Source organism: Microbacterium sp. JZ101 (genome assembly GCF_053903175.1).
Map to the genome: position 1 here is coordinate 1,025,767 of NZ_CP096400.1, position 23,795 is coordinate 1,049,561.

The 23,795-nt window shown below is 71.2% G+C and carries 23 protein-coding genes; 21 read left to right on the forward strand and 2 right to left on the reverse strand.

Annotated features, from left to right (window positions below; genetic code table 11):
• Positions 1–92: 92 nt before the first annotated feature.
• From lysA to M1D56_RS04735, 7 genes are all read left to right on the forward strand, one after another.
• Positions 93–1,523, forward strand: a complete 1,431-nt coding sequence (gene lysA / locus M1D56_RS04705; RefSeq protein ID WP_456284847.1) for a diaminopimelate decarboxylase — start codon at positions 93–95, stop codon at positions 1,521–1,523.
• A complete protein-coding gene (locus M1D56_RS04710; protein ID WP_271172242.1) occupies positions 1,520–2,824 on the forward strand; it encodes a homoserine dehydrogenase in 1,305 nt (434 codons plus the stop codon). The genes lysA and M1D56_RS04710 overlap by 4 nt, the downstream gene beginning before the upstream one ends.
• Positions 2,825–2,826: 2 nt before the next feature.
• The gene (gene thrC / locus M1D56_RS04715) at positions 2,827–3,915 is read left to right on the forward strand and encodes a threonine synthase (RefSeq protein WP_271172241.1); all 1,089 of its coding nucleotides are present in this window, start codon (positions 2,827–2,829) and stop codon (positions 3,913–3,915) included.
• Positions 3,912–4,844, forward strand: coding sequence for a homoserine kinase (gene thrB / locus M1D56_RS04720; RefSeq protein WP_271172240.1), 933 nt, complete (start codon positions 3,912–3,914; stop codon positions 4,842–4,844). The genes thrC and thrB overlap by 4 nt, the downstream gene beginning before the upstream one ends.
• A gap of 153 nt (positions 4,845–4,997) precedes the next feature.
• Positions 4,998–7,223: a transcription termination factor Rho gene (rho, locus tag M1D56_RS04725; protein ID WP_456284848.1), complete on the forward strand. Its 2,226-nt coding sequence runs from the start codon at positions 4,998–5,000 to the stop codon at positions 7,221–7,223.
• A gap of 19 nt (positions 7,224–7,242) precedes the next feature.
• Positions 7,243–8,316, forward strand: a complete 1,074-nt coding sequence (gene prfA / locus M1D56_RS04730) for a peptide chain release factor 1 (protein WP_324012044.1) — start codon at positions 7,243–7,245, stop codon at positions 8,314–8,316.
• A gap of 380 nt (positions 8,317–8,696) precedes the next feature.
• Entirely contained in the window at positions 8,697–10,100 is a 1,404-nt protein-coding gene (locus M1D56_RS04735) for an amidase (RefSeq protein ID WP_456284849.1), read from the forward strand.
• A 70-nt stretch (positions 10,101–10,170) separates the two neighbouring features.
• Here M1D56_RS04735 and epsC read toward each other — a convergent pair whose 3' ends face one another.
• Positions 10,171–10,740 carry a serine O-acetyltransferase EpsC gene (gene epsC / locus M1D56_RS04740; RefSeq protein WP_456284850.1) on the reverse strand — a complete coding sequence of 190 codons (570 nt, stop codon included), beginning with the start codon at positions 10,738–10,740 and terminating at the stop codon, positions 10,171–10,173.
• Between the two features lie 7 nt (positions 10,741–10,747).
• Positions 10,748–11,686: a cysteine synthase A gene (cysK, locus tag M1D56_RS04745; protein ID WP_282978117.1), complete on the reverse strand. Its 939-nt coding sequence runs from the start codon at positions 11,684–11,686 to the stop codon at positions 10,748–10,750.
• A gap of 111 nt (positions 11,687–11,797) precedes the next feature.
• Here cysK and prmC point away from each other — a divergent pair, with 111 nt between their 5' ends.
• The 14 genes from prmC (at position 11,798) to M1D56_RS04815 (ending at position 23,783) form a co-directional block, all read left to right on the forward strand.
• Positions 11,798–12,685 (forward strand): peptide chain release factor N(5)-glutamine methyltransferase, encoded by an 888-nt coding sequence (gene prmC, locus M1D56_RS04750; RefSeq protein ID WP_456284851.1) that lies wholly within the window; start codon positions 11,798–11,800, stop codon positions 12,683–12,685.
• Positions 12,686–12,765: 80 nt separating this feature from the next.
• The gene (locus M1D56_RS04755) at positions 12,766–13,473 is read left to right on the forward strand and encodes an L-threonylcarbamoyladenylate synthase (RefSeq protein WP_271172234.1); all 708 of its coding nucleotides are present in this window, start codon (positions 12,766–12,768) and stop codon (positions 13,471–13,473) included.
• Complete coding sequence (locus M1D56_RS04760; protein WP_271172233.1) at positions 13,470–14,645, forward strand: MraY family glycosyltransferase; 1,176 nt, start codon at positions 13,470–13,472, stop codon at positions 14,643–14,645. The genes M1D56_RS04755 and M1D56_RS04760 overlap by 4 nt, the downstream gene beginning before the upstream one ends.
• Complete coding sequence (locus M1D56_RS04765; protein WP_324012038.1) at positions 14,645–15,115, forward strand: hypothetical protein; 471 nt, start codon at positions 14,645–14,647, stop codon at positions 15,113–15,115. The genes M1D56_RS04760 and M1D56_RS04765 overlap by 1 nt, the downstream gene beginning before the upstream one ends.
• Before the next feature lie 176 nt (positions 15,116–15,291).
• Positions 15,292–16,098, forward strand: coding sequence for a F0F1 ATP synthase subunit A (gene atpB, locus M1D56_RS04770; protein ID WP_271172231.1), 807 nt, complete (start codon positions 15,292–15,294; stop codon positions 16,096–16,098).
• A 43-nt stretch (positions 16,099–16,141) separates the two neighbouring features.
• Entirely contained in the window at positions 16,142–16,381 is a 240-nt protein-coding gene (gene atpE, locus M1D56_RS04775) for a F0F1 ATP synthase subunit C (RefSeq protein WP_156241867.1), read from the forward strand.
• A 28-nt stretch (positions 16,382–16,409) separates the two neighbouring features.
• Positions 16,410–16,961, forward strand: coding sequence for a F0F1 ATP synthase subunit B (locus M1D56_RS04780; protein WP_271172230.1), 552 nt, complete (start codon positions 16,410–16,412; stop codon positions 16,959–16,961).
• Positions 16,961–17,743: a F0F1 ATP synthase subunit delta gene (locus tag M1D56_RS04785; RefSeq protein ID WP_324012035.1), complete on the forward strand. Its 783-nt coding sequence runs from the start codon at positions 16,961–16,963 to the stop codon at positions 17,741–17,743. Before M1D56_RS04780 ends, M1D56_RS04785 begins: the two co-directional genes overlap by 1 nt.
• A 64-nt stretch (positions 17,744–17,807) precedes the next feature.
• A complete protein-coding gene (gene atpA, locus M1D56_RS04790) occupies positions 17,808–19,451 on the forward strand; it encodes a F0F1 ATP synthase subunit alpha (protein ID WP_271172228.1) in 1,644 nt (547 codons plus the stop codon).
• A 22-nt stretch (positions 19,452–19,473) separates the two neighbouring features.
• A complete protein-coding gene (locus tag M1D56_RS04795) occupies positions 19,474–20,364 on the forward strand; it encodes a F0F1 ATP synthase subunit gamma (RefSeq protein WP_271172227.1) in 891 nt (296 codons plus the stop codon).
• Between the two features lie 31 nt (positions 20,365–20,395).
• A complete protein-coding gene (gene atpD / locus M1D56_RS04800; RefSeq protein ID WP_271172226.1) occupies positions 20,396–21,844 on the forward strand; it encodes a F0F1 ATP synthase subunit beta in 1,449 nt (482 codons plus the stop codon).
• A gap of 2 nt (positions 21,845–21,846) precedes the next feature.
• Positions 21,847–22,107 (forward strand): F0F1 ATP synthase subunit epsilon, encoded by a 261-nt coding sequence (locus tag M1D56_RS04805; protein WP_271172225.1) that lies wholly within the window; start codon positions 21,847–21,849, stop codon positions 22,105–22,107.
• Between the two features lie 91 nt (positions 22,108–22,198).
• Complete coding sequence (locus M1D56_RS04810; protein WP_456284852.1) at positions 22,199–22,957, forward strand: YaaA family protein; 759 nt, start codon at positions 22,199–22,201, stop codon at positions 22,955–22,957.
• Between the two features lie 70 nt (positions 22,958–23,027).
• Entirely contained in the window at positions 23,028–23,783 is a 756-nt protein-coding gene (locus M1D56_RS04815) for a large exoprotein (protein ID WP_456284853.1), read from the forward strand.
• Positions 23,784–23,795: the final 12 nt, after the last annotated feature.

A 23,795-nucleotide genomic window follows, 5' to 3' on the forward strand; every position in this document is an offset into this window, starting at 1 on the left:
GGGTCGCGCGCGGCGTGCCATAGACTCTCAGTCACCGCGGCGACGTGACCATCCCGCGCCGCGGCGAACCCCCATCCACTGATTGGTGCCCCGTGTCCTCGTCCGCCCTCGCGCCCGAATGGCTCACGTCTCCCGCTGACCCGAACGACCTCGCGCCCGGTGTCTGGCCGGCATCGGCGTCGCGCGATGCGAACGGGGTGCTCGTCATCGGCGGGGTGCCCGCCACGGCGCTCGCGCGAGAGTACGGGACCCCGGTCGTCGTGATCGACGAGGACGAGGCGCGCTCGCGCGCCATGCGCACGCGCGACGCGTTCGCGTCCGCTGCGGCTCGCCGCGGCGGCGACGCGCGCGTCTACTACGCGGGCAAGGCGTTCCTGAGCGCCGAGATCGCGCGGTGGATGGTCGACGCGGGCCTGCGGATCGACGTCTGCTCGGGCGGCGAGCTCGCGGTCGCCCTGGCCGCCGGCGTGGCGCCCTCGCACATCGGCTTCCACGGCAACAACAAGCAGGCGTGGGAGCTCGAGCGCGCCGTCACCGCCGGCGTCGGCACGATCATCGTCGACTCGCTCATCGAGATCGAGCGCCTCGCGGCGATCACGGAGCGCCTCGACGTCATGCAGAGCGTGCTCGTGCGGGTGAACAGCGGCGTCCACGCCGAGACCCACAGCTTCCTCGCGACGGCGCACGAGGACCAGAAGTTCGGGTTCCCGCTCAGCGCGGCCGAGGAGGCGGTGGCCCGCATCCGCGAGCTGCCGCACGTGCGCTTCGCCGGCCTCCACTGCCACATCGGCTCGCAGATCTTCGGCGTCGCCGGCTTCCGCGAGTCGGCCTCGCGGCTCGTCGAGCTGCACGAGCGCCTCCTCGCGGGCGGCGACATCCCGCTGCTCAACCTCGGCGGGGGCTTCGGGATCGCCTACACGCGAGCCGACGATCCCTCGCCCATCGAGGAGCTCGCGGAGGGCATCGTCGGGGCCGTCGCAGACGAGTGCGACGCGCGCGGCATCCCGCTGCCGACCCTCGCCTTCGAGCCGGGCCGCAGCATCATCGGCACTGCGGGCGTCACGCTCTACGAGGTCGGCACCGTGAAGCCGGTCCGCGTGCAGACGCCCGACGGAGAGCGCGACCGCGTCTATGTGAGCGTCGATGGCGGCATGAGCGACAACGCGCGCGGCGCGCTGTACGGCGCGCAGTACTCGGCGCGGCTCGCGTCGCGCGAGGGGATGGACGCTCCCGCGCTCGTGCGCGTCGTCGGCATGCACTGCGAGTCGGGCGACATCGTCGTCGACCACGAGTACCTTCCGGGCGACGTCACGCCCGGCGACCTGCTCGCCGTCCCCGCGACGGGCGCGTACACCGTGCCGCTCGCGAGCAATTACAACCACGTTCCGCGTCCGCCCGTCGTGGCGGTCCGCGGGGGGAGCGCCCGCGTGATCGTGCGCGGCGAGACGATCGACGATCTGCTCGCGCGCGACGCCGGGCTCGACACCGAGACCGGCCTCGCGGCCGGAGAGGGAGAAGGATGATCGACCACCGCACGCTGAGGGTCGCCCTGCTGGGCGCCGGTTCCGTCGGCTCGCAGGTCGCGCGCCTGCTTCTCGAGCACGGCGACGACCTCGCCGAGCGCAGCGGCGCGAGCCTCGAGCTCTCGGGCATCCTCGTCCGCGACCTCGACGCCCCTCGCGACGTCGAGCTCCCGCGCGAGCTGCTCACGACCGACGCCGAGAACCTCATCGTCGGCGCCGACATCGTCATCGAGCTCATGGGCGGCATCGAGCCCGCCCGCACCCACATCCTCACCGCCCTGAACTCGGGCGCCGACGTCGTGACGGGCAACAAGGCCCTCCTCGCCGCTCACGGCGCCGAGATCTTCGACGCGGCCGACCAGGTCGGCGCGTCCGTCTCGTACGAGGCCGCCGTCGCGGGCGCGATCCCGATCATCCGCCCCCTGAAGGACTCGCTCGCAGGCGACCGGATCGTCCGCATCTTCGGCATCGTCAACGGCTCGACGAACTTCATCCTCGACAAGATGGACCGCGAGGGGCTCTCCGCCGAGGAGGCGCAGCGCATCGCGACGGATCTCGGCTACCTCGAGGCCGACCCGACCCTCGACCTCGAGGGATACGACGCGGCCCAGAAGGCGGCCATCCTCGCGAGCCTCGCTTTCCACACCGAGGTCGCGATGGAGCACGTGCACCGCGAGGGCATCGAGTCGATCACGGCCGACATGATCGAGGGCGCGCGCCGCGCGGGCTTCGTCATCAAGCTCCTCGCCGTGTGCGAGCGCCTGCCCGGCGCCGACGGGGAGGACGAGTCGATCTCGGTGCGCGTGTATCCCGCGCTCATCAGCCGCGACCATCCTCTCGCGACGGTGCACGGCGGCAACAACGCCGTGTTCGTCGAGGCGGAGGCGGCGGGCCCCCTCATGTTCTACGGCGCGGGAGCGGGCGGCGTGCAGACCGCGTCGGCCGTGCTCGGCGACGTCGTCTCGGCCGCCCGCCGTCACATCGCCGGCGGCGTGGGCGTGGGGGAGTCGGCGCGCCAGAGCCTGCCGACCGCCGAGATCGGGCGCATCACGACGCGCTACCAGATCACCCTCGAGGTGTCGGACGAGCAGGGCGTGCTCGCGACGATCGCGGGCATCCTCAACGACGGCGGCGTCTCCGCGGCGACCGTCGAGCAGACCGTCGATGACGAGGGCACCGCCCGCATCGTGATCGGAACCCACAGGGCTCGGGAGCAGGCGCTCAGCGACACCGTCGCCCGCCTCGCTCAGAGCGATGTCGTCGAGCGCGTGGCCTCGGTGCTGCGCGTGGAAGGAGAATGACCATGGCCCACGTCTGGCGCGGAGTGATGCGCGAGTACGCCGACCGTCTGGGCGTCACCGACGCCTCGACCGTCGTGACCCTCGGCGAGGGCGGCACGCCGCTCATCCCGGCACCCGCCCTGTCGCAGCGCACGGGCGCGGATGTCTGGATCAAGTTCGAGGGCATGAACCCGACCGGCTCGTTCAAGGACCGCGGCATGACCGTCGCGCTCTCGCGCGCCGTCGAGCACGGCGCGAAGGCCGTCATCTGCGCGTCGACCGGCAACACGTCGGCCTCGGCCGCGGCGTACGCCGCGCACGCGGGGATCACCGCGGCGGTCCTCGTGCCCGAGGGCAAGATCGCCATGGGCAAGCTCAGCCAGGCCGTCATCCACGGCGGCCAGCTCATCCAGATCCGCGGCAACTTCGACGACTGCCTCGAGATCGCGCGCGAGCTCAGCGAGAGCTACCCCGTGCACCTCGTGAACTCGGTCAACCCCGACCGCATCGAGGGCCAGAAGACCGCGGCGTACGAGATCGTCTCGCAGCTCGGCGACGCCCCCGACTTCCACTTCATCCCGATCGGCAACGCGGGCAACTACACCGCCTACTCGCGCGGGTACGTCGAGGACGCCGAGGCCGGCACGTCGACGCGCGTGCCGCGCATGTTCGGCTTCCAGGCCGAGGGCTCGGCGCCCATCGTCCGCGGCGAGGTCGTGAAGAACCCGGAGACGATCGCCACGGCCATCCGCATCGGCAACCCCGCCTCGTGGGAGCTCGCCCTCGCGGCGCGCGAGAAGACCGACGGGTACTTCGGCGCGATCTCCGACTCGGCCATCCTCGCCGCGCAGCGGCTCCTCGCGAGCACGGCCGGCGTGTTCGTCGAGCCGGCGTCCGCGATCGGCGTCGCCGGTCTCCTCGAGCGCGCCGAGGCGGGCGCGATCCCCGCGGGCTCGCGCGTCGCGATCACCGTCACGGGGCACGGGCTCAAGGACCCGCAGTGGGCGCTCAAGCAGGAGGACGGCTCCGAGGTGACCCCGACGGTCGTCGACGCCTCGACGTCCGACGTCGCCGACGTGCTCGGGCTCGCTCCCGTCGGAGCGCCCGCGTGACGCCAGCCCGGCGCTCGGTGCACGTCCGCGTGCCGGCCACGAGCGCCAACCTGGGCCCCGGGTTCGACACCCTCGGCCTCGCGCTGTCGGCGTACGATGAGCTCACCGTGACGGCCCTGCCGGAGGGTGAGCTCGAGATCGAGGTGACCGGGTCGGGCGCGGAGGAGATCCCCCGCGACGAGTCGCACCTCATCGTGCGCGCCATCCGCCACGTCTTCGCCGATGCGGGGCGCCCCGCGCCGGGCCTGCGGCTCGTCGCGCACAACGGCGTCCCGCACGGGCGCGGCCTCGGCTCCTCGGGCGCCGCCGTCTCGGCCGGCGTGCTCGCCGCGAAGGGGCTCCTCGAGGGCGACGTCGAGCTCTCCGAGAACGACCTCCTCCGCCTCGCGACCGAGCTCGAAGGACACCCCGACAACGTCGCCCCTGCCCTCTTCGGCGGGCTCACGATCGCGTGGGTCGACGAGCGGGGCCCGCAGCACAAGAAGCTCCTCGTGCATCGCGGCGTCGCGCCCGTCGTCTTCGTCCCGGAGACGACCATGTCGACCTCCCTCGCGCGCAGCCTGCAGCCCCTGCAGGTGCCGCGCGAGGACGCCGTGTTCAACGTCTCGCGCTCGGCGCTCCTCATCGCGGCGCTCACGCAGAGCCCCGAGCTGCTGCTCGCCGCGACCGAGGACAAGCTCCACCAGAACTACCGCGCCGAGGCGATGCCCGAGACGCACCGGCTCGTGCAGGCGCTGCGCGCGGCGGGCTTCGCGGCCGTCGTCTCGGGCGCAGGCCCGAGCGTCCTCGTCCTCGCCGACGGCCCCGGCCGCCGCGTCGAGGCAGCCGAGCTCGTCGCCCGGGTCGCGGACACCCCGTGGGACGCCCTCATGCTCGCCGTCGATTTCAAAGGTGGTACAGTGAGGGACATCCCGGTGGGTGCTGAATAGCACGTTCGAAGCCACCGTCGCAATTCTGCGAAGCCCCCGCACGATCCCCGCCGTCTCCGAGACCGGCCGAGATCCACGCGCGTCGTGGCGCGCGTCACGCGAATCCCGCCAGTGCGGTTCGGGTCATGCCACGCAATACCGACAGGAGTACTCGTGGAGCCGATCTCCGAGATCCAGAACGACGCCGTCGGCGGAGAAGAGACCCTCTTCGACGCGCAGCCCGAGGCGCAGGCGACCGAGACGTCGCCCGCCGAGAGCGCGCAGGCCGACGCCCAGCCCGCCGCAGATGCGGCACCCGCCGAGGAGGCGCCCGCCAAGCCCGTGCGCAAGCGCGCGCCGCGCCGCGTGAAGTCGGCCGGCACGGCCGACGCGGCCGTCGAGGCGCCCGCCGAGGAGGCCCCCGCGGCCGAGGAAGCACCCGCCGCCGACGAGGCGCCCGCGGCTGAGGAGGCGCCCGCGAAGCCGGTGCGCAAGCGCGCGCCGCGCCGCACGAAGAAGGCCGACCCCGTCGTCGAGACGCCGGCAGAGGAGGCCCCGCAGGCCGACGCGGCGGCATCCGCCGACGCCGCGGAGGTCGTCGAGGTCGCCGAGCAGGCGGTCGAGACCGCTCCCTCGCCCGAGGCCATGGACGAGGCGCCGACCGCGGAGGAGACCCCCGCCGACGAGGCGACCTCCGCTGAGGGGACGCCGGCCGCTGACGAGACGGCCGCCGCGGAGGACGCCGTCGAGGCGCCCGCGGAGGACGCCGAGAAGCCCGCCGAGCAGGCCGACGCCGCCCCGGCGGAGCAGGCCGAGGCCGAGCAGGCCGAGGGCGGCCGCGGCCGTGGCCGCAACCGCCGTCCGGTCCGCAAGGCCGAGCCGGCCGCCGAGGAGGCACCCGCCGAGGCGCAGGGCGACGCCGACGAGGCGTCCGACGCCGCACGCGCCGAGGGCGGCCGCGAAGGCGAGCGCTCGGAGGAGGGCACCGGCCGCCGAGGCCGCAACCGCAACCGCCGAGGCCGCAACAAGGGCAACGGCGAGGCACAGGGCGACGACGCCCGCGCGACGCAGGACGACGCCAACGACGAGGGCGACCGCGGGGACCGCGGCGGTCAGCGCCAGGGGCGCGGCCAGGCACAGGCCCAGGCGCAGAGCGAGGGCCGTGGTCGCGCGCGCAACAAGCGCCGCGGCGGCGCCGACGACGAGTTCGACACCGAGATCGGCGAGGACGACGTCCTCATCCCGATCGCGGGCGTTCTGGATGTGCTCGACAACTACGCGTTCGTCCGCACCACGGGCTACCTCCCGGGGCACCAGGACGTCTACGTCTCGCTCGGCCAGGTGAAGAAGTACCACCTCCGCAAGGGCGACGCGATCGTCGGCGCGATCAAGCAGCCGCGCGAGGGCGAGTCGACCGGCCGGCAGAAGTACAACGCGCTCGTCAAGGTCGACTCGATCAACGGCCTGTCCGTCGAGGACGCCGCGAACCGCGTCGAGTTCGGAGACCTCACGCCGCTCTACCCGCAGGAGCGCCTCCGCCTCGAGACCGCGCCCGAGAAGCTCACGCAGCGCATCATCGACCTCGTCGCGCCGATCGGGAAGGGCCAGCGCGGCCTCATCGTCGCGCCGCCCAAGGCCGGCAAGACGATCGTCCTGCAGCAGATCGCGAACGCGATCTCGCAGAACAACCCCGAGGCCCACCTCATGGTCGTGCTCGTCGACGAGCGGCCCGAGGAGGTCACCGACATGCAGCGGTCGGTCAAGGGCGAGGTCATCGCCTCGACGTTCGACCGTCCCGCGGAGGACCACACGACGGTCGCCGAGCTCGCGATCGAGCGGGCGAAGCGCCTCGTCGAGCTGGGCCGCGACGTCGTCGTGCTGCTCGACTCGATCACGCGCCTCGGACGCGCGTACAACATCTCGGCCCCGACCTCGGGCCGCGTGCTCACCGGCGGCGTCGACGCGTCGGCGCTCTACCCGCCCAAGCGCTTCTTCGGCGCCGCGCGCAACATCGAGAACGGCGGCTCGCTGACCATCCTCGCCACGGCGCTCGTCGAGACCGGATCGAAGATGGACGAGGTGATCTTCGAGGAGTTCAAGGGCACCGGCAACATGGAGCTGCGCCTCTCGCGTCAGCTCGCCGACAAGCGGATCTTCCCGGCGGTCGACGTCAACGCGTCGTCCACGCGCCGTGAGGAGATGCTCCTGTCGCCCGACGAGGTGAAGATCACGTGGAAGCTGCGTCGCGCCCTCGCGGGCCTCGACCAGCAGCACGCGCTCGGCGTCATCCTCGACAAGCTCAAGGAGACGCAGTCGAACGTCGAGTTCCTCGTGCAGATGCAGAAGTCGATCCCGGCGACGGGCGGCCGCGGCTCGGGCCACGAGAACGACATCCGCTGACGCGGGCGGGGGAGCACGCGTGTTCGAGTCCGTCCAGGCGCTGATCGACGAGCACCGGCGGGTGCAGGAGGAGCTCTCCGACCCCGCCGTGCACGCCGACGCGGCGCGCGCCAAGCGGGTCAACCGGCGCTACGCCGAGCTCAGCCGCATCGTGCGCGCGCACGAGGAGTGGATCGCCGCGGGGGAGGACCTCGAGGCCGCTCGCGAGCTCGCGAAGGAGGACGACGCCTTCGCCGAGGAGGTGCCGGCACTCGAGGAGCACCTCGCGCAGGCGCAGGAGCGGCTGCGGCGTCTCCTCATCCCGCGCGATCCGGATGACGCGCGCGACGTGATCATGGAGATCAAGGCCGGCGAGGGCGGCGCCGAGAGCGCCCTCTTCGCGGCCGATCTCCTGCGCATGTACATGCAGTACGCGGCGTCGAAGGGGTGGAAGACCGAGCTCCTCGAGCGCGACGAGTCCGACCTCGGCGGCTACAAGAACGTGCAGGTCGCCATCAAGGGATCCTCGAACGACCCCGCGCAGGGCGTGTGGGCGCACCTCAAGTACGAGGGCGGCGTGCACCGCGTGCAGCGCGTGCCCGCGACCGAGTCGCAGGGGCGCATCCACACCTCGACGACCGGCGTGCTCGTCTTCCCCGAGGTCGACGAGCCCGAGGAGATCCACATCGACCCGAACGACCTGAAGATCGATGTCTTCCGGTCGTCCGGACCCGGCGGCCAGTCGGTCAACACGACCGACTCGGCGGTGCGCATCACGCACGTGCCGACCGGCATCGTCGTGTCGATGCAGAACGAGAAGTCGCAGCTGCAGAACCGCGAGGCGGGCATGCGCGTCCTCCGCGCGCGTCTGCTCGCGAAGCAGCAGGAGGAGCTCGCGGCCGTCGCGGCCGACGCGCGCAAGTCGCAGATCCGCGGCATGGACCGCTCGGAGCGCATCCGCACGTACAACTTCCCCGAGAACCGCATCGCGGACCACCGCACGGGATACAAGGCGTACAACCTCGACCAGGTGATGGACGGCGCGCTCGAGCCCGTCGTGCAGTCCTGCATCGAGGCCGACGAGGCCGAGCGCCTCGCGTCGCTCGGGGAGTGATCTCGGCCGGCTGACGCCATCCGTCGTCCCGTTGGGTCATCCGTCGTCCCCGTTCGGGTCGCGGTTTCCGTCCGTATTGGTCGGTTGGGGGCCGCGAAGTGCGACCTGGGCGGGTGTCGCCGTGTCGGGGTCGCGGTTTCCGGCCGTATTGGTCGGGTTGAGGCCGCCAAGCGCGACCTGGGCGGGGTGTCGCCCCGTTCGGGTCGCGGTTTCCGTCCGTATTGGTCGGTTGGGGGCCGCGAAGTGCGACCTGGGCGGGTGTCGCCCTGTCGGGGTCGCGGTTTCCGGCCGTATTGGTCGGGTTGAGGCCGCGAAGTGCGACCTGGGCGATCGCCGCCGTGGACCAAGGCGGTGCGGCGATCGTGCGGGAGGATGGTCGGATGGACATCCACGAGCTGAGCGCCGTCGAGCTCGCGGCGGCACTCCAGCGCGGCGAGGTCGCGCCGCGCGAGGTCGCGACGCACTTCCTCGACCGGATCGCCCGACTCGACGACGGCCTCGGCGCCTTCGCCGAGGTGACGGCCGCGCGGGCCCTCGCGGCCGCCGATCGGCTCGGACAGCCTGACCCGACGCGTCCCCTGTGGGGCCTGCCTCTCGCCGACAAGGACCTCACCGCGCGCGCCGGAGTGCCGACCCGCTACGGATCGCGAGCGTTCGCCGCGTACGTGCCCGTGGCATCCGACCCGCTCGCGCTCGCGCTCGACGAGCTCGGAGCCGTGAGCCTCGGGAAGACGAGCACCCCCGAGTTCGGCATGACCGGCTACACCGAGTCGCGCGTCGCCCCGCCCACGCGGAACCCGTGGGACCCGGCGACGGGCGCCGGCGGATCGAGCGGCGGGGCGGCCGTCGCGGTCTCGGCCGGCCTGCTGCCCGCAGCTCCCGCCTCGGACGGCGGCGGATCCATCCGCATCCCCGCCGCGACCGTGGGGGTCGTCGGGATCAAGCCGTCGCGCGGCCGCCTGCCGATCGGCTCGGGGCTCGATGCGCCGGGCGGGCTGTCCGTCGCCGGCCCGATCGCCCGCACCGTCGAGGACGCGGCGTTCCTGCTCGACGCGCTCGCGGCATTCGCTGCCTACACCTACGCGACGCGCGCACCCGGACGCGGCCCGTTCGCCGCGGCCGCCCGGTGCGACCCTGGCCGACTCCGCGTGGGCATCACGACCGTCACGCCGTGGGACGGATGGACCGACACGGCCCTCGATCCCGCCGCGCGCGCGGCGTTCGACCGCGGGATCGCGCTCCTCGAAGCCGCGGGGCACGATGTCTCGGACGCGGACTGGCAGCCGCGCGGGTACCCCGAGCTCTTCACGACGATCTGGCGCGCCTCCGCTGCGCGGATCCCCGTGGCCGACGATCGCCTGGACCTCGACCTCGAGCCCCTCACGGCGTGGCTCGTGCGCGAGGGGAGGGCGCTCGCGGCTGAGCGCGTGCTGGCCGCATATGCCGCCGCGACCGTGTTCGAGCGGGAGACGATCGCGGCGTTCGCGCCGTTCGACGTCGTCCTGACGCCCGCGCTCGCGCAGTCGCCGCGCCCCGTGGGGTGGTACGACCAGGACGATCCCGAGCGGAACTTCGCGCAGCAGTGCTCCTACGCGCCGCACACCAGCTTCGTGAATGTGAGCGGGCTGCCCGCGCTCACGGTGCCGCTGCTGCCCGACGCGTCAGGGCGCCCCGTGAGTGTGCAGCTCATCGGACGCCCAGGAGGCGAGGGCACGATCATCGCCGTTGCAGCGCAGCTCGAGGCCGCGCGCGGGCCCCTGCCGCGCCCGCCAGTCGCGGCCTGACGGCCATCCGCTGGTTCCGCGAAACGCGGCGAACCAGCGGCGCCTTGCGGAGACCGGCGTCGAGCAGCGGTCAGATGCTGTACTCGGGCGCCATGAGGATGAGGCGCGCGTCCTCGCCGGACCGGCGGGCCCGCGCCTTCGCGGGGATGCCGACGAGCACCGTGTCGGCCGGAGCGCTGCGGGTGACCACGGCGTTCGCGCCGATCATCGAGCGGTCGCCGATCACGACGGGGCCGAGGACCTTGGCTCCCGCGCCGACGGCGACGCCGTCGCCCAGCGTGGGGTGGCGCTTTCCGCCGTCGTGGGTGCGGCCGCCGAGCGTGACGCCGTGGTAGAGCATGACGTCGTCGCCGATCTCGGCGGTCTCGCCGATCACGACGCCCATGCCGTGGTCGATGAAGAACCGGCGGCCGATCACGGCGCTGGGATGGATCTCGATGCCGGTCAGCCAGCGCGTGAGCTGCGAGCCCGCGCGCGCGACGAACCGGAGGCCCCGGATCCACAGGGCATGCCACAGCCGATGCGCCCAGATGGCGTGGAGGCCGGGGTAGAGGAGGGCGATCTCGAGCGCGGAACGCGCCGCGGGATCCCGACGCCGGGCGGCGTCGAGATCCTCGCGGACGCGACTCCAGAAGGACATCGGGCGGTCAGTCCTCGCGCAGGTCCTCGAACAGGGCCGTCGAGAGGTAGCGCTCGCCCGTGTCGGGGATGATCACGACGATCTTCTTGCCGGCGTTCTCGGGGCGCTTGGCGACCTCGATCGCGGCCCAGGCGGCCGCGCCCGACGAGATGCCGACGAGCAGGCCCTCGTTCGCGGCGAGCGCGCGCGAGGTGGCGATCGCGTCGTCGAACTCGACCGTGACGACCTCGTCGAACACCTCGGTGTCGAGGATCGGGGGCACGAAGTTCGGGCCGATGCCCTGGATCTTCGCCGGGCCGGGGGTGCCCTGCGACAGCAGCGGCGAGGCGCTCGGCTCGACCGCGACGACCTTCACGTCGGGGTTGCGCTCCTTGAGCACCTGCCCGACGCCCGTGATCGTGCCGCCCGTGCCGATGCCGGCGACGAAGATGTCGACCTGGCCGTCGGTGTCGCGCCAGATCTCCTCGGCCGTGGTCTTGCGGTGGATGGCGGGGTTCGCCTCGTTCGCGAACTGCTTCGCGAGGATGGCGCCGGGCGTCTCGGACGCGATGCGCTCGGCCTCCGCGACGGCGGCCTTCATGCCGCCGGCGGGGTCGGTGAGCACGAGCTCGGCGCCGAACGCCTTGAGGAGCACGCGGCGCTCCTTCGACATCGAGGCCGGCATCGTCAGGATGACCTTGTAGCCGCGGGCGGCGCCGACGAGCGAGAGGGCGATGCCCGTGTTGCCGCTCGTCGCCTCGACGATCGTGCCGCCGGGCTTGAGCTCGCCCGACTCCTCCGCCGCGTTGATGATCGCGATGCCGAGGCGGTCCTTGACGCTCGAACCGGGGTTGAAGTACTCGAGCTTGGCGTACACCTCGGCGCCCGCGCCCTCGACGACGCGGTTGAGGCGGACGAGCGGGGTGTTGCCGAACGCGGTGGTGACGTCTGCGTGGATACCGGTCATGACGGCCTTTCTGCGGAGGAGATCCTGCGATCGGCTTCACATTAGGGCACAACGCCCGGGGCGCCGCGCGACGGCGTAACCGAGTTACGCCGTCCGTAGACTGGACGGGCCATGACGCCCCCTGCCCCTCGGCCCGCCGCCGCCTCCGTCCGCTCCGCTCTGTCGGAGGCCGCCCGGATCCTCGCCGACGCGGGGGTGCCCGACCCCGACGTCGACGCCGAGCTCCTGCTCGCGCACGTGTGCGGCGAGAGCCGCGGGGGAGTGCAGGCCGCGGTCATCCGCGGCGATGCGCTCGCCCCCGAGCACGCGGCGGCGTTCGAGGCCCTCGTCGAGCGCCGCGCCGCGCGCGTGCCGCTGCAGCACATCACGGGCGTCGCGCACTTCCGGCACCTCGACCTCGCGGTCGGCCCCGGGGTGTTCGTCCCCCGTCCCGAGACCGAGATGGTGGCCCAGCTGGCGATCGACGCGCTCCGCGCCGACCCGTCGCCCGAGCCCGTCGCCGTCGACCTCGGCACGGGCAGCGGCGCCATCGCGCTCGCGCTCGCGACCGAGGTGCCGCACGCGCGCGTGCACGCCGTGGAGAAGTCGCCCGACGCGCACGCGTGGACCCTGCGCAACGCCGAGCGGATCGGCGCCGAGAACCTCCGCATCGTCCTCGGCGACCTCGCCGACGCGCTCCCCGAGCTCGACGGCACGGTCGCGGTCGTCGCCTCCAATCCGCCGTACGTCCCCGACGACGCCATCCCGCGCGACCCGGAGGTGCGCCTGCACGACCCTGCCGCGGCGCTCTACGGCGGGCCGGACGGCCTCGACGTCGTGCGGGTCCTGAGCCGGACGGCCGCGCGCCTCCTGCGCCCCGGCGGCGTCCTCGTCATCGAGCACGGCGAGTGGCAGGGCGCGCCCATCCGCGATCTCCTCACGGCCGACGGATGGCGCGGAGCCGCGACCCATCCGGATCTCACGATGCGCGACCGCGCGACCACGGCCATCCGCGCCTGACCGCCTGCCGCACCGGTTCGGGCGCCGCCGCGGCGTCGCGACCGGCGTTCCCAGCGGCGTCGCCGTAGACTTGACCCGCTATGTCCCCCCTCTTCGATCTGCGCGACGAGACGCAGCTCCTCCCCGGCATGCGCCAGGCCCGTCAGGCGATCGCCCGCGGCGAGCTCGTCGTCCTCCCGACCGACACCGTGTACGGCGTCGCGGCCGACGCGTTCAGCCCCGAGGCCGTGCAGCGTCTGCTCGACGCGAAGGGGAGGGGGCGCCAGCAGCCGCCGCCCGTGCTCGTGGCGGGCGAGGACGCGATGCGCGCTCTCGTCGAGGAGGTTCCCGAGGCCGTCCAGCGCCTCGTCTCGCGCTTCTGGCCCGGCGGCCTCACGATCGTGCTCCCCGCCCAGCCGTCCCTCAGCTGGGACCTCGGCGAGACGCACGGCACCGTGGCGGTGCGCATGCCCGACCACCGGCTCACCCTGGAGCTGCTGACCGAGACCGGTCCGCTCGCCGTCTCGAGCGCGAACCTCACGGGGCGCCCCGCCGCCGTGACGATCGACTCCGCGATCGGCATGCTCGGCGAGAGCGTCGCGGTCTACCTCGACGCGGGCGCCTCCGCGACGGGCATCGCGTCGACGATCATCGACGCGACGTCGCTCGTGGGCGGAGTCGCCGACCCGGTCGTCCGCGTGCTGCGCGACGGCGCCGTCACGCGCGCGGAGCTGCGCGACGTGCTCGGCGACCTCCTCGAGCCCGACCCCGAGACCGAGGCCGAGCCCGAGGCAGCGAGCGGCCCGTGAGACAGTACGTCTTCATCATCGTCCTGACGGCCGCGGTCACCTACGGCCTCTCGTGGACGGTGTGGAAGCTCGCGATGCGGTACAAGCTGTACCCCGGCATCCGCGAGCGCGACGTGCACAAGACGCCAACGCCCCGGCTGGGCGGCGTGGCGATGTTCCTCGGCATCGCGACCGCGTTCGCGGTCTCGGCGGCGAACCCGTACTTCGGGATCTTCTGGGACGAGCCGCAGCGCGTGTGGTCGATCCTCGCCGCCGTGACGCTCATCATGCTCGTCGGCGTCGCCGACGACCTGTGGGACCTCGACTGGATGATCAAGCTCGCGGCGCAGTTCCTCGCGGCGGGCATCATCGCCGTGGGCGGCCAGCTGCAGATCTTCTTCCTCCCGTTCGGCGGCATCACGGTGTGGGGGAGCTGGTTCAGCATCGGCGTCACGATCCTCTCGATCGTCATCGCCATGAACGCCGTGAACTTCATCGACGGCCTCGACGGGCTCGTCGCCGGCGTCTGCCTCATCTCCAACGCCGTGTTCTTCGTGTACTCGTATCTGCTCATCCGCGACATCGGCGCGACGAGCTACTTCAACTTCGCGACCTTCATCGCTGCGGTCCTCATCGGCGCCTGCATCGGCTTCCTGCCGCTGAACTGGAGCCCCGCGAAGCTCTTCATGGGCGACTCCGGCGCGCTCGTGCTGGGCCTGCTCATGGCCACGAGCGCGGTCGCGATCACGGGTCAGCTGCCTCCGTCGATCGTCGGGCGCGAGGACTTCGACTCGCAGCTGCTCGGAGCGTTCATCCCGATCATCCTGCCGATCATCGTCGTCGCGCTCCCGCTGGCCGACTTCGGCCTCGCCGTCATCCGCCGCATGGGCGCGGGCAAGTCGCCGTTCTCGCCCGATCGCAAGCACCTGCACCACCGGATGCTCGACATGGGCCACAGCGACCGCGACTCGACCCTCATCTTCTACGCGTGGACCTCGATCTGCTCGCTCGCGGTGCTGCTCATGTACATCGCGACGCAGAACGGATGGCCCGGCGACTGGTGGATCGGCATCGCGTTCGGCGGCGTCGGCATCATCGCGTGCCTCGTCGTCACGCTCACCCCCTCGCGCCGCGCGCCGCGCGGCGACGGCGCGGACACCCCCGCCGGCGCACCGACCCCACAGGAGGCCTGATGTCGCCCTCTCCCGTCTCGAGCACGCCCGTCCTGCGCGCGGCCATCCGGTGGAGCGTCATCGCGACGCTCGTCATCGCGATCGTCGGAGGAGCGATCGGCTTCCTCGTCGCGGGGGCGAACGGGCTGTGGTCGGCGCTCGCAGGCGCCCTCGTGGCCGCGGTGTTCCTCATCCTGACGAGCGTGAGCGTGCTCGTGGCGAACCGCTGGTTCGGCGACCCCCTCTACGTGCAGATCTTCTTCGGCATCGTCCTGGGCGGATGGTTCCTCAAGCTCATCGTCTTCATCGGCGCGCTCTTCCTCCTGCGCGGGCAGCCGTGGCTCGAGCCGGTCGTGTTCTTCGTCGCGATCGTCGCGAGCGTCGTCGCGTCGCTCGTCGTCGACGTCATCGTCGTGCGGACCATGCGCATCCCGCATGTGTCCGACGTCGCGCTGCCGGGGGAGGACGCCCCCGACGCCGACGCGCCCTGACGGGCGCCCGCCCGGATTTCTACAGAGCGTCAAAACCTGGGTTCGACCTTTGATAGGCTGGACTCACCTGCGGCCGGTGTGCGGCGCGATGAACGCGACGAGGCCCCGCAGACCCGCTCTCTCATGACAATTCACCGTGCTGGGCACTGCTCCGCGCGAGAAGCTGGAGCCACAGGTTGACTCAGGCAGCGAACCTCATCGCCAAGATCGCTGACGGCGAGGAATTCCACCCGCCGTCGATCGCGGACTTCTTCCCCGAGGGGCTGCTCTTCGTCGGCACGCCGTTCGAGATCACGCGCATCAACCTCGCGCAGTTCCTCGCCACCGCGGTCCTCGTCCTCATCCTCGTGCTCGGCACGCGCCGGATGACCGTGGTCCCCGGCCGCTTCCAGAGCATCGTCGAGATGGGCATGCTGTTCGTGCGCGACACCTTCGCGCACAACATCCTCGGGCGCAAGGACGGCGACCGCTTCCTGCCGCTGCTCATGACGATGTTCTTCATGATCCTGTTCATGAACCTGACGGGCATCATCCCCGGCATCAACATCGCCGGCACGAGCGTCATCGCGGTCCCGCTGCTGCTCGCGGTGGTCGCGTACGTGGCCTTCATCTACGCGGGCATCAAGAAGAGCCCGGCCGGGTTCTTCCGGAACGCGCTCTTCCCGCCCGGGGTCCCGCCGTTCCTCTACATCATCGTCACGCCGCTCGAGTTCCTCTCGACGTTCATCATCCGTCCCGTCACGCTGACGCTGCGACTTCTGATGAACATGATCGTCGGGCACCTCATGCTCGTGCTGTTCTTCTCGGCGACGCAGTTCTTCCTCATCTCGATGGGCGGATGGTGGTCGCTGCTGAGCGTGGGAACGCTCGCGTTCGGCTTCGCCTTCACCCTGTTCGAGGTCCTGGTCGCCGTGCTCCAGGCCTACGTCTTCACGATCCTCACCGCGGTCTACATCCAGCTCGCGGTTGCGGAAGAGCACTGACGGACGACCACACGGTCATCCGCCTTACCGAAAGGAAAAACCCGTGGACGCTACCACGATTCTGGCCGAGGTCAACGGTTCGATCGCGACGGTCGGCTACGGCCTCGCCGCCATCGGCCCCGCGATCGGCGTGGGCATCGTCGTCGGCAAGACGATCGAGTCGACTGCCCGCCAGCCCGAGCTCGCCGGCCGCCTCCAGACGCTGATGTGGATCGGTATCGCCTTCACCGAGGCCCTCGCCTTCATCGGCATCGCCACCGGCTTCATCTTCGGCTACAACTGATCCCTCGCCAGACATTTAAGGAGGCAGGATGCTGAACGCTCTTGTCACTGTCGCCGCCGAGGAAGCCGAGCACAACCCGCTCCTCCCGGCGATGTACGACATCGTCTGGTCCGCGGTGTGCTTCATCATCATCCTCGCGGTGGTGATCTTCGTCGCCATCCCGCGCCTGACGAAGATGCTCGACGAGCGCTCTGCCGCCATCGAGGGCAACATCGCGAAGGCGGACGAGGCCCAGAAGCAGGCCGAGGCCGCCCTCGAGGAGTACACCAAGCAGCTCGCCGAGGCCCGCAAGGAAGCCGGCGACATCCGCGAGGCCGCCCGCGAGGACGGCAAGAAGATCGTCGCCGAGGCCAAGGACACCGCGGTGGCCGAGGCCGAGCGCATCCAGGCGACCGCGCACGCGCAGATCGAAGCCGAGCGCCAGGCGGCGCTCGTGTCGCTCCGCGGCGAGGTGGGCACGCTCGCCCTCGACCTCGCTTCGGGCGTCATCGGCGAGACCCTCACGGAGGACCAGAAGGCCCAGGCCGTGGTCGACCGCTTCCTCGCCGACCTCGAGGCATCCGAGAAGGCGGCGAAGTAATGGGAAGCGCGACCACTCAGGCGCTCGCGGTCGGCGCGGAAGCGCTCGACGCGGCGCAGGTCGACCTCGACACGGCGCGCGAGCTGTTCGCCGCGTCGCGTGCCGTCGCCGGCTCGTCCGCGCTGAGCGGCGCGCTCGCAGATCGCGCGGCGACCCCCGAGGCGCGCGGCGCGCTCGTCGCCAGGGCCTTCGGGTCGCTGTCGCCGGCCGCCCAGGGTCTGCTCCAGCAGACCGTCGCGCAGCGCTGGTCGTCGGGCGACGACCTCGTCCTCGGTCTCGAGGAGCTCGCCATCCGCGCGGCCGCCAAGGCCGAGCAGAGCGACGTCGAGGCCGAGCTCTTCCAGGTCGCCCGCATCGTCTCGGCGAACCCGGAGCTCGAGCTCGCGCTCGGCAGCCGGCTCGGCGACGACGCCAAGAAGGGGGAGCTCATCGCCTCCCTCCTCCAGGGACGCGCCAGCGAGGGCACGACGCTCATCGTCTCGTCGCTCGTGCAGCAGCCGCGGAACCGTCGCGTGCGCGCGATCCTCTCGCGCGCCATGAAGATCGCCGCCGCCCAGCGCGGCCGGACGGTCGCGACCGTCTACACCGCCGTGCCGCTCTCGGCCGCGCAGAGCGAGCGTCTCGCCGCCGCGCTGTCGAAGCAGTACGGAGGCGCGGTCGCGCTGAACCCGGTGATCGACCCGACGGTCGTCGGCGGCATCCGCATCCAGGTCGCCGACGACGTCATCGACGGCAGCATCTCGTCCCGCCTCGCCGATCTCCGGCAGAGGCTCGCAGGCTGAAAGCTCTCCCGCCCCGGCGGACGGCTCAGGGGTCGCCATCGGCCCCACAACACTAAGGAAGACAATGGCAGACATCACCATCAGCCCCGACGTCATCCGTGACGCGCTGAAGGACTTCGTCGCCGCCTACGAGCCCACCGGTTCCGCGGCGAACGAGGTCGGCACGGTCACCGACGCGGCAGACGGCATCGCCCACGTCGAGGGCCTCCCGGGCGTCATGGCGAACGAGCTCGTCCGCTTCGCGGACGGCACGCTGGGCCTGGCCCAGAACCTCGACGAGCACGAGATCGGCGTCGTCGTCCTCGGCGAGTTCACCGGCATCGAGGAGGGCCAGACGGTCACCCGCACGGGCGAGGTCCTCTCGGTCCCCGTCGGCGAGGGCTACCTCGGCCGCGTCGTCGACCCGCTCGGCAACCCGATCGACGGCCTCGGCGAGATCACCGGCGTCGAGGGACGCCGCGCGCTCGAGCTCCAGGCCGCCGGCGTCATGCAGCGCAAGAGCGTCCACGAGCCGATGCAGACGGGCATCAAGGCCATCGACGCCATGATCCCGGTCGGCCGCGGCCAGCGTCAGCTCATCATCGGCGACCGCCAGACGGGCAAGACCGCGATCGCGATCGACACGATCATCAACCAGAAGGCGAACTGGGAGTCGGGCGACCCGACCAAGCAGGTCCGCTGCATCTACGTCGCGATCGGCCAGAAGGGCTCGACCATCGCCTCGGTGAAGGGCGCCCTCGAGGACGCCGGCGCCATGGAGTACACGACGATCGTCGCGGCTCCCGCCTCGGACCCGGCGGGCTTCAAGTACCTCGCCCCCTACACCGGCTCGGCGATCGGCCAGCACTGGATGTACCAGGGCAAGCACGTCCTCATCGTGTTCGACGACCTGTCGAAGCAGGCCGAGGCCTACCGCGCCGTGTCGCTCCTGCTGCGTCGTCCGCCGGGGCGCGAGGCGTACCCCGGTGACGTCTTCTACCTGCACTCGCGTCTGCTCGAGCGCTGCGCGAAGCTCTCCGACGAGCTCGGCGCCGGCTCGATGACGGGTCTGCCGATCATCGAGACGAAGGCGAACGACGTCTCGGCGTACATCCCGACCAACGTGATCTCGATCACCGACGGCCAGATCTTCCTCCAGTCCGACCTCTTCAACGCCAACCAGCGTCCTGCGGTCGACGTGGGTATCTCGGTCTCGCGAGTCGGCGGCGACGCGCAGCTGAAGCACATCAAGAAGGTCTCCGGCACGCTCAAGCTCGAGCTCGCGCAGTACCGCTCGCTCGAGGCCTTCGCGATGTTCGCGAGCGACCTCGACGCGGCGTCGCGCCGTCAGCTCGCGCGCGGTGCGCGTCTGACCGAGCTGCTCAAGCAGCCGCAGTACACCCCGTACCCCGTCGAGGAGCAGGTCGTCTCGATCTGGGCCGGAACGAACGGCAAGCTCGACACGATCGAGGTGGAGGACGTCCTCCGCTTCGAGCGCGAGCTGCTCGACTACCTCCGCCGCAACACGTCGATCCTCGACACGCTGCGCGACTCTGGCAAGCTCGAGGACGACACGGTGGCCGAGCTCGAGAAGCAGGTCGACAAGTTCGTGCTCGAGTTCAAGCAGGGCGACGGCAAGCACCTCACGGACGCAGGACGCGAGGAGTTCGCGCCGGCCGCCGCCGAGGACGTGAACCAGGAGCGGATCGTCAAGGGCCGCAAGGCGTAACGCCTTCCGGAGAAGACGCATCATGGGCGCACAACTCAGGGAGTACAAGCAGAAGATCTCTTCTGCTCAGACGACCAAGAAGATCACGAAGGCGATGGAGCTCATCGCGGCTTCGCGCATCCAGAAGGCGATGGCGCGCGTGCGCGCGTCATCGCCCTTCGCCCGCGCGGTGACGCGAGCGGTCTCGGCCGTGGCCACGCACACGTCGATCGACCACCCGCTCACGCGCGAGCCGGAGACGGTGCGGCGTTCGGCGGTCGTCATCATCAGCGCGGACCGCGGCCTCGCGGGCGCGTTCAACTCGCAGGTGATCCGCGAGGGCCTGGAGCTGGCGGAGCTGCTGAAGTCCGAGGGCAAGGAGATCGACTTCTACCTCTTCGGACGCAAGGCGGTGGGCTACTTCCAGTTCCGTCGTGTCGCGGCGAAGGCGGAGTGGGTCGGCGACGCCGACACGCCCCACTTCGACACGGCCGAGGAGATCGCCCAGGCACTCATCGAGGCGTACGAGCTCGACGCGAGCGAGGGCGGCGTGGACGAGATCCACGTCGTGTACAACCGCTTCGTCAGCATGATGACGCAGACGCCGGAGTCGGTGCGCCTGCTCCCGCTCGAGGTCGTCGACGCGGATGACACGGCCCCGGCCGACGTCTACCCGCTCTATGAGTTCGAGCCGGAGCCCACGCAGGTGCTCGACCGCCTGCTGCCGGTGTACATCCAGAGCCGCATCTTCAACGCGCTCCTGCAGTCGGCGGCCGCCAAGCAGGCCGCGACGCAGAAGGCGATGAAGTCGGCGAGCGACAACGCCGACAAGCTGATCACCGACTACACGCGCCTGCGCAACAACGCGCGACAGGCAGAGATCACTCAGCAGATCGCCGAGATCGTCGGCGGCGCCGACGCGCTGGCGTCCTGAGCTGCAGACCCACCAGGAAAGAGACGAAAGTATGACTGCCAACGCCACGGCTGAGACCACTGCGGTGGTCGGGCGCGTCGCACGCGTCACGGGCCCCGTCGTCGACATCGAGTTCCCGCACGACGCCATCCCCGACGTCTACAACGCGCTGAAGACGACGATCACGATCGGCGAGGAGTCGACCGAGATCACGCTCGAGGTCGCGCAGCACCTCGGCGACGACATGATCCGCGCCATCTCGCTGAAGCCGACGGACGGCATGGTCCGCGGCCAGGAGGTGCGCGACACCGGCGAGGCCATCTCGGTGCCCGTCGGCGACATCACCAAGGGCAAGGTCTTCAACGTGACCGGCGACGTCCTCAACCTCGGCGAGGGCGAGACGTTTGAGGTCACGGAGCGCTGGCCGATCCACCGCAAGGCGCCGAACTTCGACCAGCTCGAGTCGAAGACGCAGATGTTCGAGACCGGCATCAAGTCGATCGACCTCCTCACCCCCTACGTGCAGGGTGGGAAGATCGGCCTCTTCGGCGGTGCGGGCGTCGGCAAGACCGTCCTCATCCAGGAGATGATCCAGCGCGTCGCGCAGGACCACGGCGGTGTGTCGGTGTTCGCGGGCGTCGGCGAGCGCACGCGTGAGGGCAACGACCTCATCCACGAGATGGAGGACGCGGGCGTCTTCGACAAGACCGCGCTCGTCTTCGGCCAGATGGACGAGCCGCCGGGGACGCGTCTGCGCGTCGCCCTGTCGGCTCTGACGATGGCGGAGTACTTCCGCGACGTGCAGAAGCAGGACGTGCTCCTCTTCATCGACAACATCTTCCGCTTCACGCAGGCGGGCTCCGAGGTGTCGACCCTTCTGGGCCGCATGCCCTCGGCCGTGGGCTACCAGCCCAACCTCGCCGACGAGATGGGTGTGCTCCAGGAGCGCATCACCTCGACGCGCGGTCACTCGATCACCTCGATGCAGGCGATCTACGTGCCGGCCGACGACTACACCGACCCGGCTCCCGCCACGACGTTCGCGCACCTCGACGCGACGACCGAGCTCTCGCGTGAGATCGCGTCGAAGGGTCTGTACCCCGCGATCGACCCGCTGACCTCGACGAGCCGCATCATGGACCCGCGCTACCTCGGCGCGGACCACTACCGCGTCGCGACGTCGGTCAAGCAGATCCTCCAGAAGAACAAGGAGCTGCAGGAGATCATCGCGATCCTTGGTGTCGACGAGCTCTCGGAAGAGGACAAGATCGTCGTGTCGCGTGCACGCCGCATCCAGCAGTTCCTCTCGCAGAACACCTACATGGCGAAGAAGTTCACCGGTGTCGAGGGCTCGACCGTTCCGCTCAAGGAGACGATCGAGTCGTTCGACGCGATCGTCAAGGGCGAGTTCGACCACGTCGCGGAGCAGGCGTTCTTCAACGTCGGCGGCATCAGCGACGTCGAGGCGCAGTGGGCGAAGATCCAGAAGGAGAACGCCTGATCATGGCGCTCAACGTCACCCTCGTCTCCGCTGAGGCGGAGGTCTGGACGGGCGAGGCGAGCCTCGTGGTCGCCAAGACCACCGAGGGTGAGATCGGCTTCATGCAGGGGCACGAGCCCGTGCTGTCGATCCTCTCTCAGGGGCAGGTCCGCATCACGCAGGCGGATGGCACGAAGATCGTCGCGGACGCCCGCGACGGGTTCGTGTCGATGGAGGGCGACGTGCTCACCATCGTCGCCGGCCACGCCCAGCTCGTCGACTGACGCAGCTCACCTTCCCGCCAGGGCGGAGGATCCTCGGATCCTCCGCCCTGGCGCTTTCGTCTGTGCACCATCCGTGCGGAAGGGACCATCCGTGCTCCTCCTCCTTCCCCCGTCCGAGACCAAGCGGCCCGGCGGCGACCGGCCCCCGATCGACCTCGGCGGCCTGCGTCTGCCCTCGCTGCGGCGCCACCGCGAGGACGTCGCCGAGGCCCTCGTCGCGCTCTCGGCCGACGTCGACCGCGCGGCGCGCGTGCTGAAGCTCAGCGAGCGCCAGCGCGGCGAGATCGCGCACAACGCCGCGCTGCTGACGGCGCCGACGATGCCCGCCATGGACCGCTACACGGGCGTGCTGTTCGACGCGCTCGACGCGGCGTCGCTGTCGGGTGCCGCGCGTGGCTGGCTCGCACGGCATGCGCTCATCCAGACGGCGCCGTTCGGCCCGGTCGGCGCGGGCGACCTCGTGCCGGCGTATCGGCTGGCCGCGGGCACCTCGCTGCCGGGCGTTCCCGCGCTCCGCCGCCACTGGGCGGGCCCGACCGGGGAGGCGCTGCGGGAGGCGGCCGATGGGCTCGTCGTCGACCTGCGCTCGAAGGCGTATGTCGACCTCGGCCCGGTGCCCGACGACGTCGCGTCGGTCTACGTGTCCGTCGTCGTCGAGGGCGCGGACGGAGCGGTGCGCGCCCTCAACCACTTCAACAAGAAGGCGAAGGGCCTGTTCGTGCGCGCCCTCGCGGAGTCGCGTCCGACGTGGCGGACGGCGGATGGGCTCCTCGCGTGGGCCGCGGATGCCGGTCTGGACCTGCGGCCGGGGGAGAGCTCGCGCGAGGTGCTGCTCTTCGCGCGGGAGTAGCGGGGGATACCGCGCTTCTGGCATCGTGTGAGCTGCGGCTGACGGCAGCTGCAGACAGAGGGGAACTTCCATGTATGACGACGTGTACGGTCCCGACAGCAGCGCGATTCTCGCGCTCGCGGGACTCTTCGCCTTCTTCGGACTCCTGATCGGCGTTGTCTTCTACGTCCTGGGCTCGTGGTTCCTGATGAAGATCTTCGACAAGGCGGGCGTGCAGGGGCGCTGGCGCGCCTGGGTGCCGGTCTACAACATGATGGTGTTCTTCAAGCTCGGCGACCTCAGCCCCTGGCTCGTCCTGTACGGCCTCGGCGGCGCGCTGCTGCTGAGTTGGATCGGCATCGGGTATGTCTTCAGCCTCGCCATCGCGGTCCTGTCCGCGATGGCGGCCTACCGCGTCGGGCTCAAGCTCCAGAAGGAGGGCGCGTGGGTCGTCCTCTATGTGTTCCTGTCGCTCGTGTGGCTCGGCATCAACGCCTTCGACAAGTCGCGCTGGAACCCCAACGTCGCGCCCGCCTCGTGGGCCGGCAACGGATTCCTCGGCGACCGCACCGTGTGGGACGGCGTGCCGACCCAGCCCGCTGCCGCGCCCGGCTACGGCCAGGCCGCCCCGGCCTACGGTCAGCCCGCGGCCGGTCAGCCCGGCGCGTACCCGCCGCCGCCCGCCCCGGGTGCGTACCCGCCGCCGGCCGACGCGACCGGCGCCTTCCCGCCCGCGGGCGACGCGCCCGGAGCGTACCCGCCGCCTCCCGGCGGGACCACGCCACCCGCCCCGTCGGCGGGAGACGACCGTCCGCCGTCCCCGCCCGCGCCTCCCGCGCAGCCGTGACGCGCTGACGAC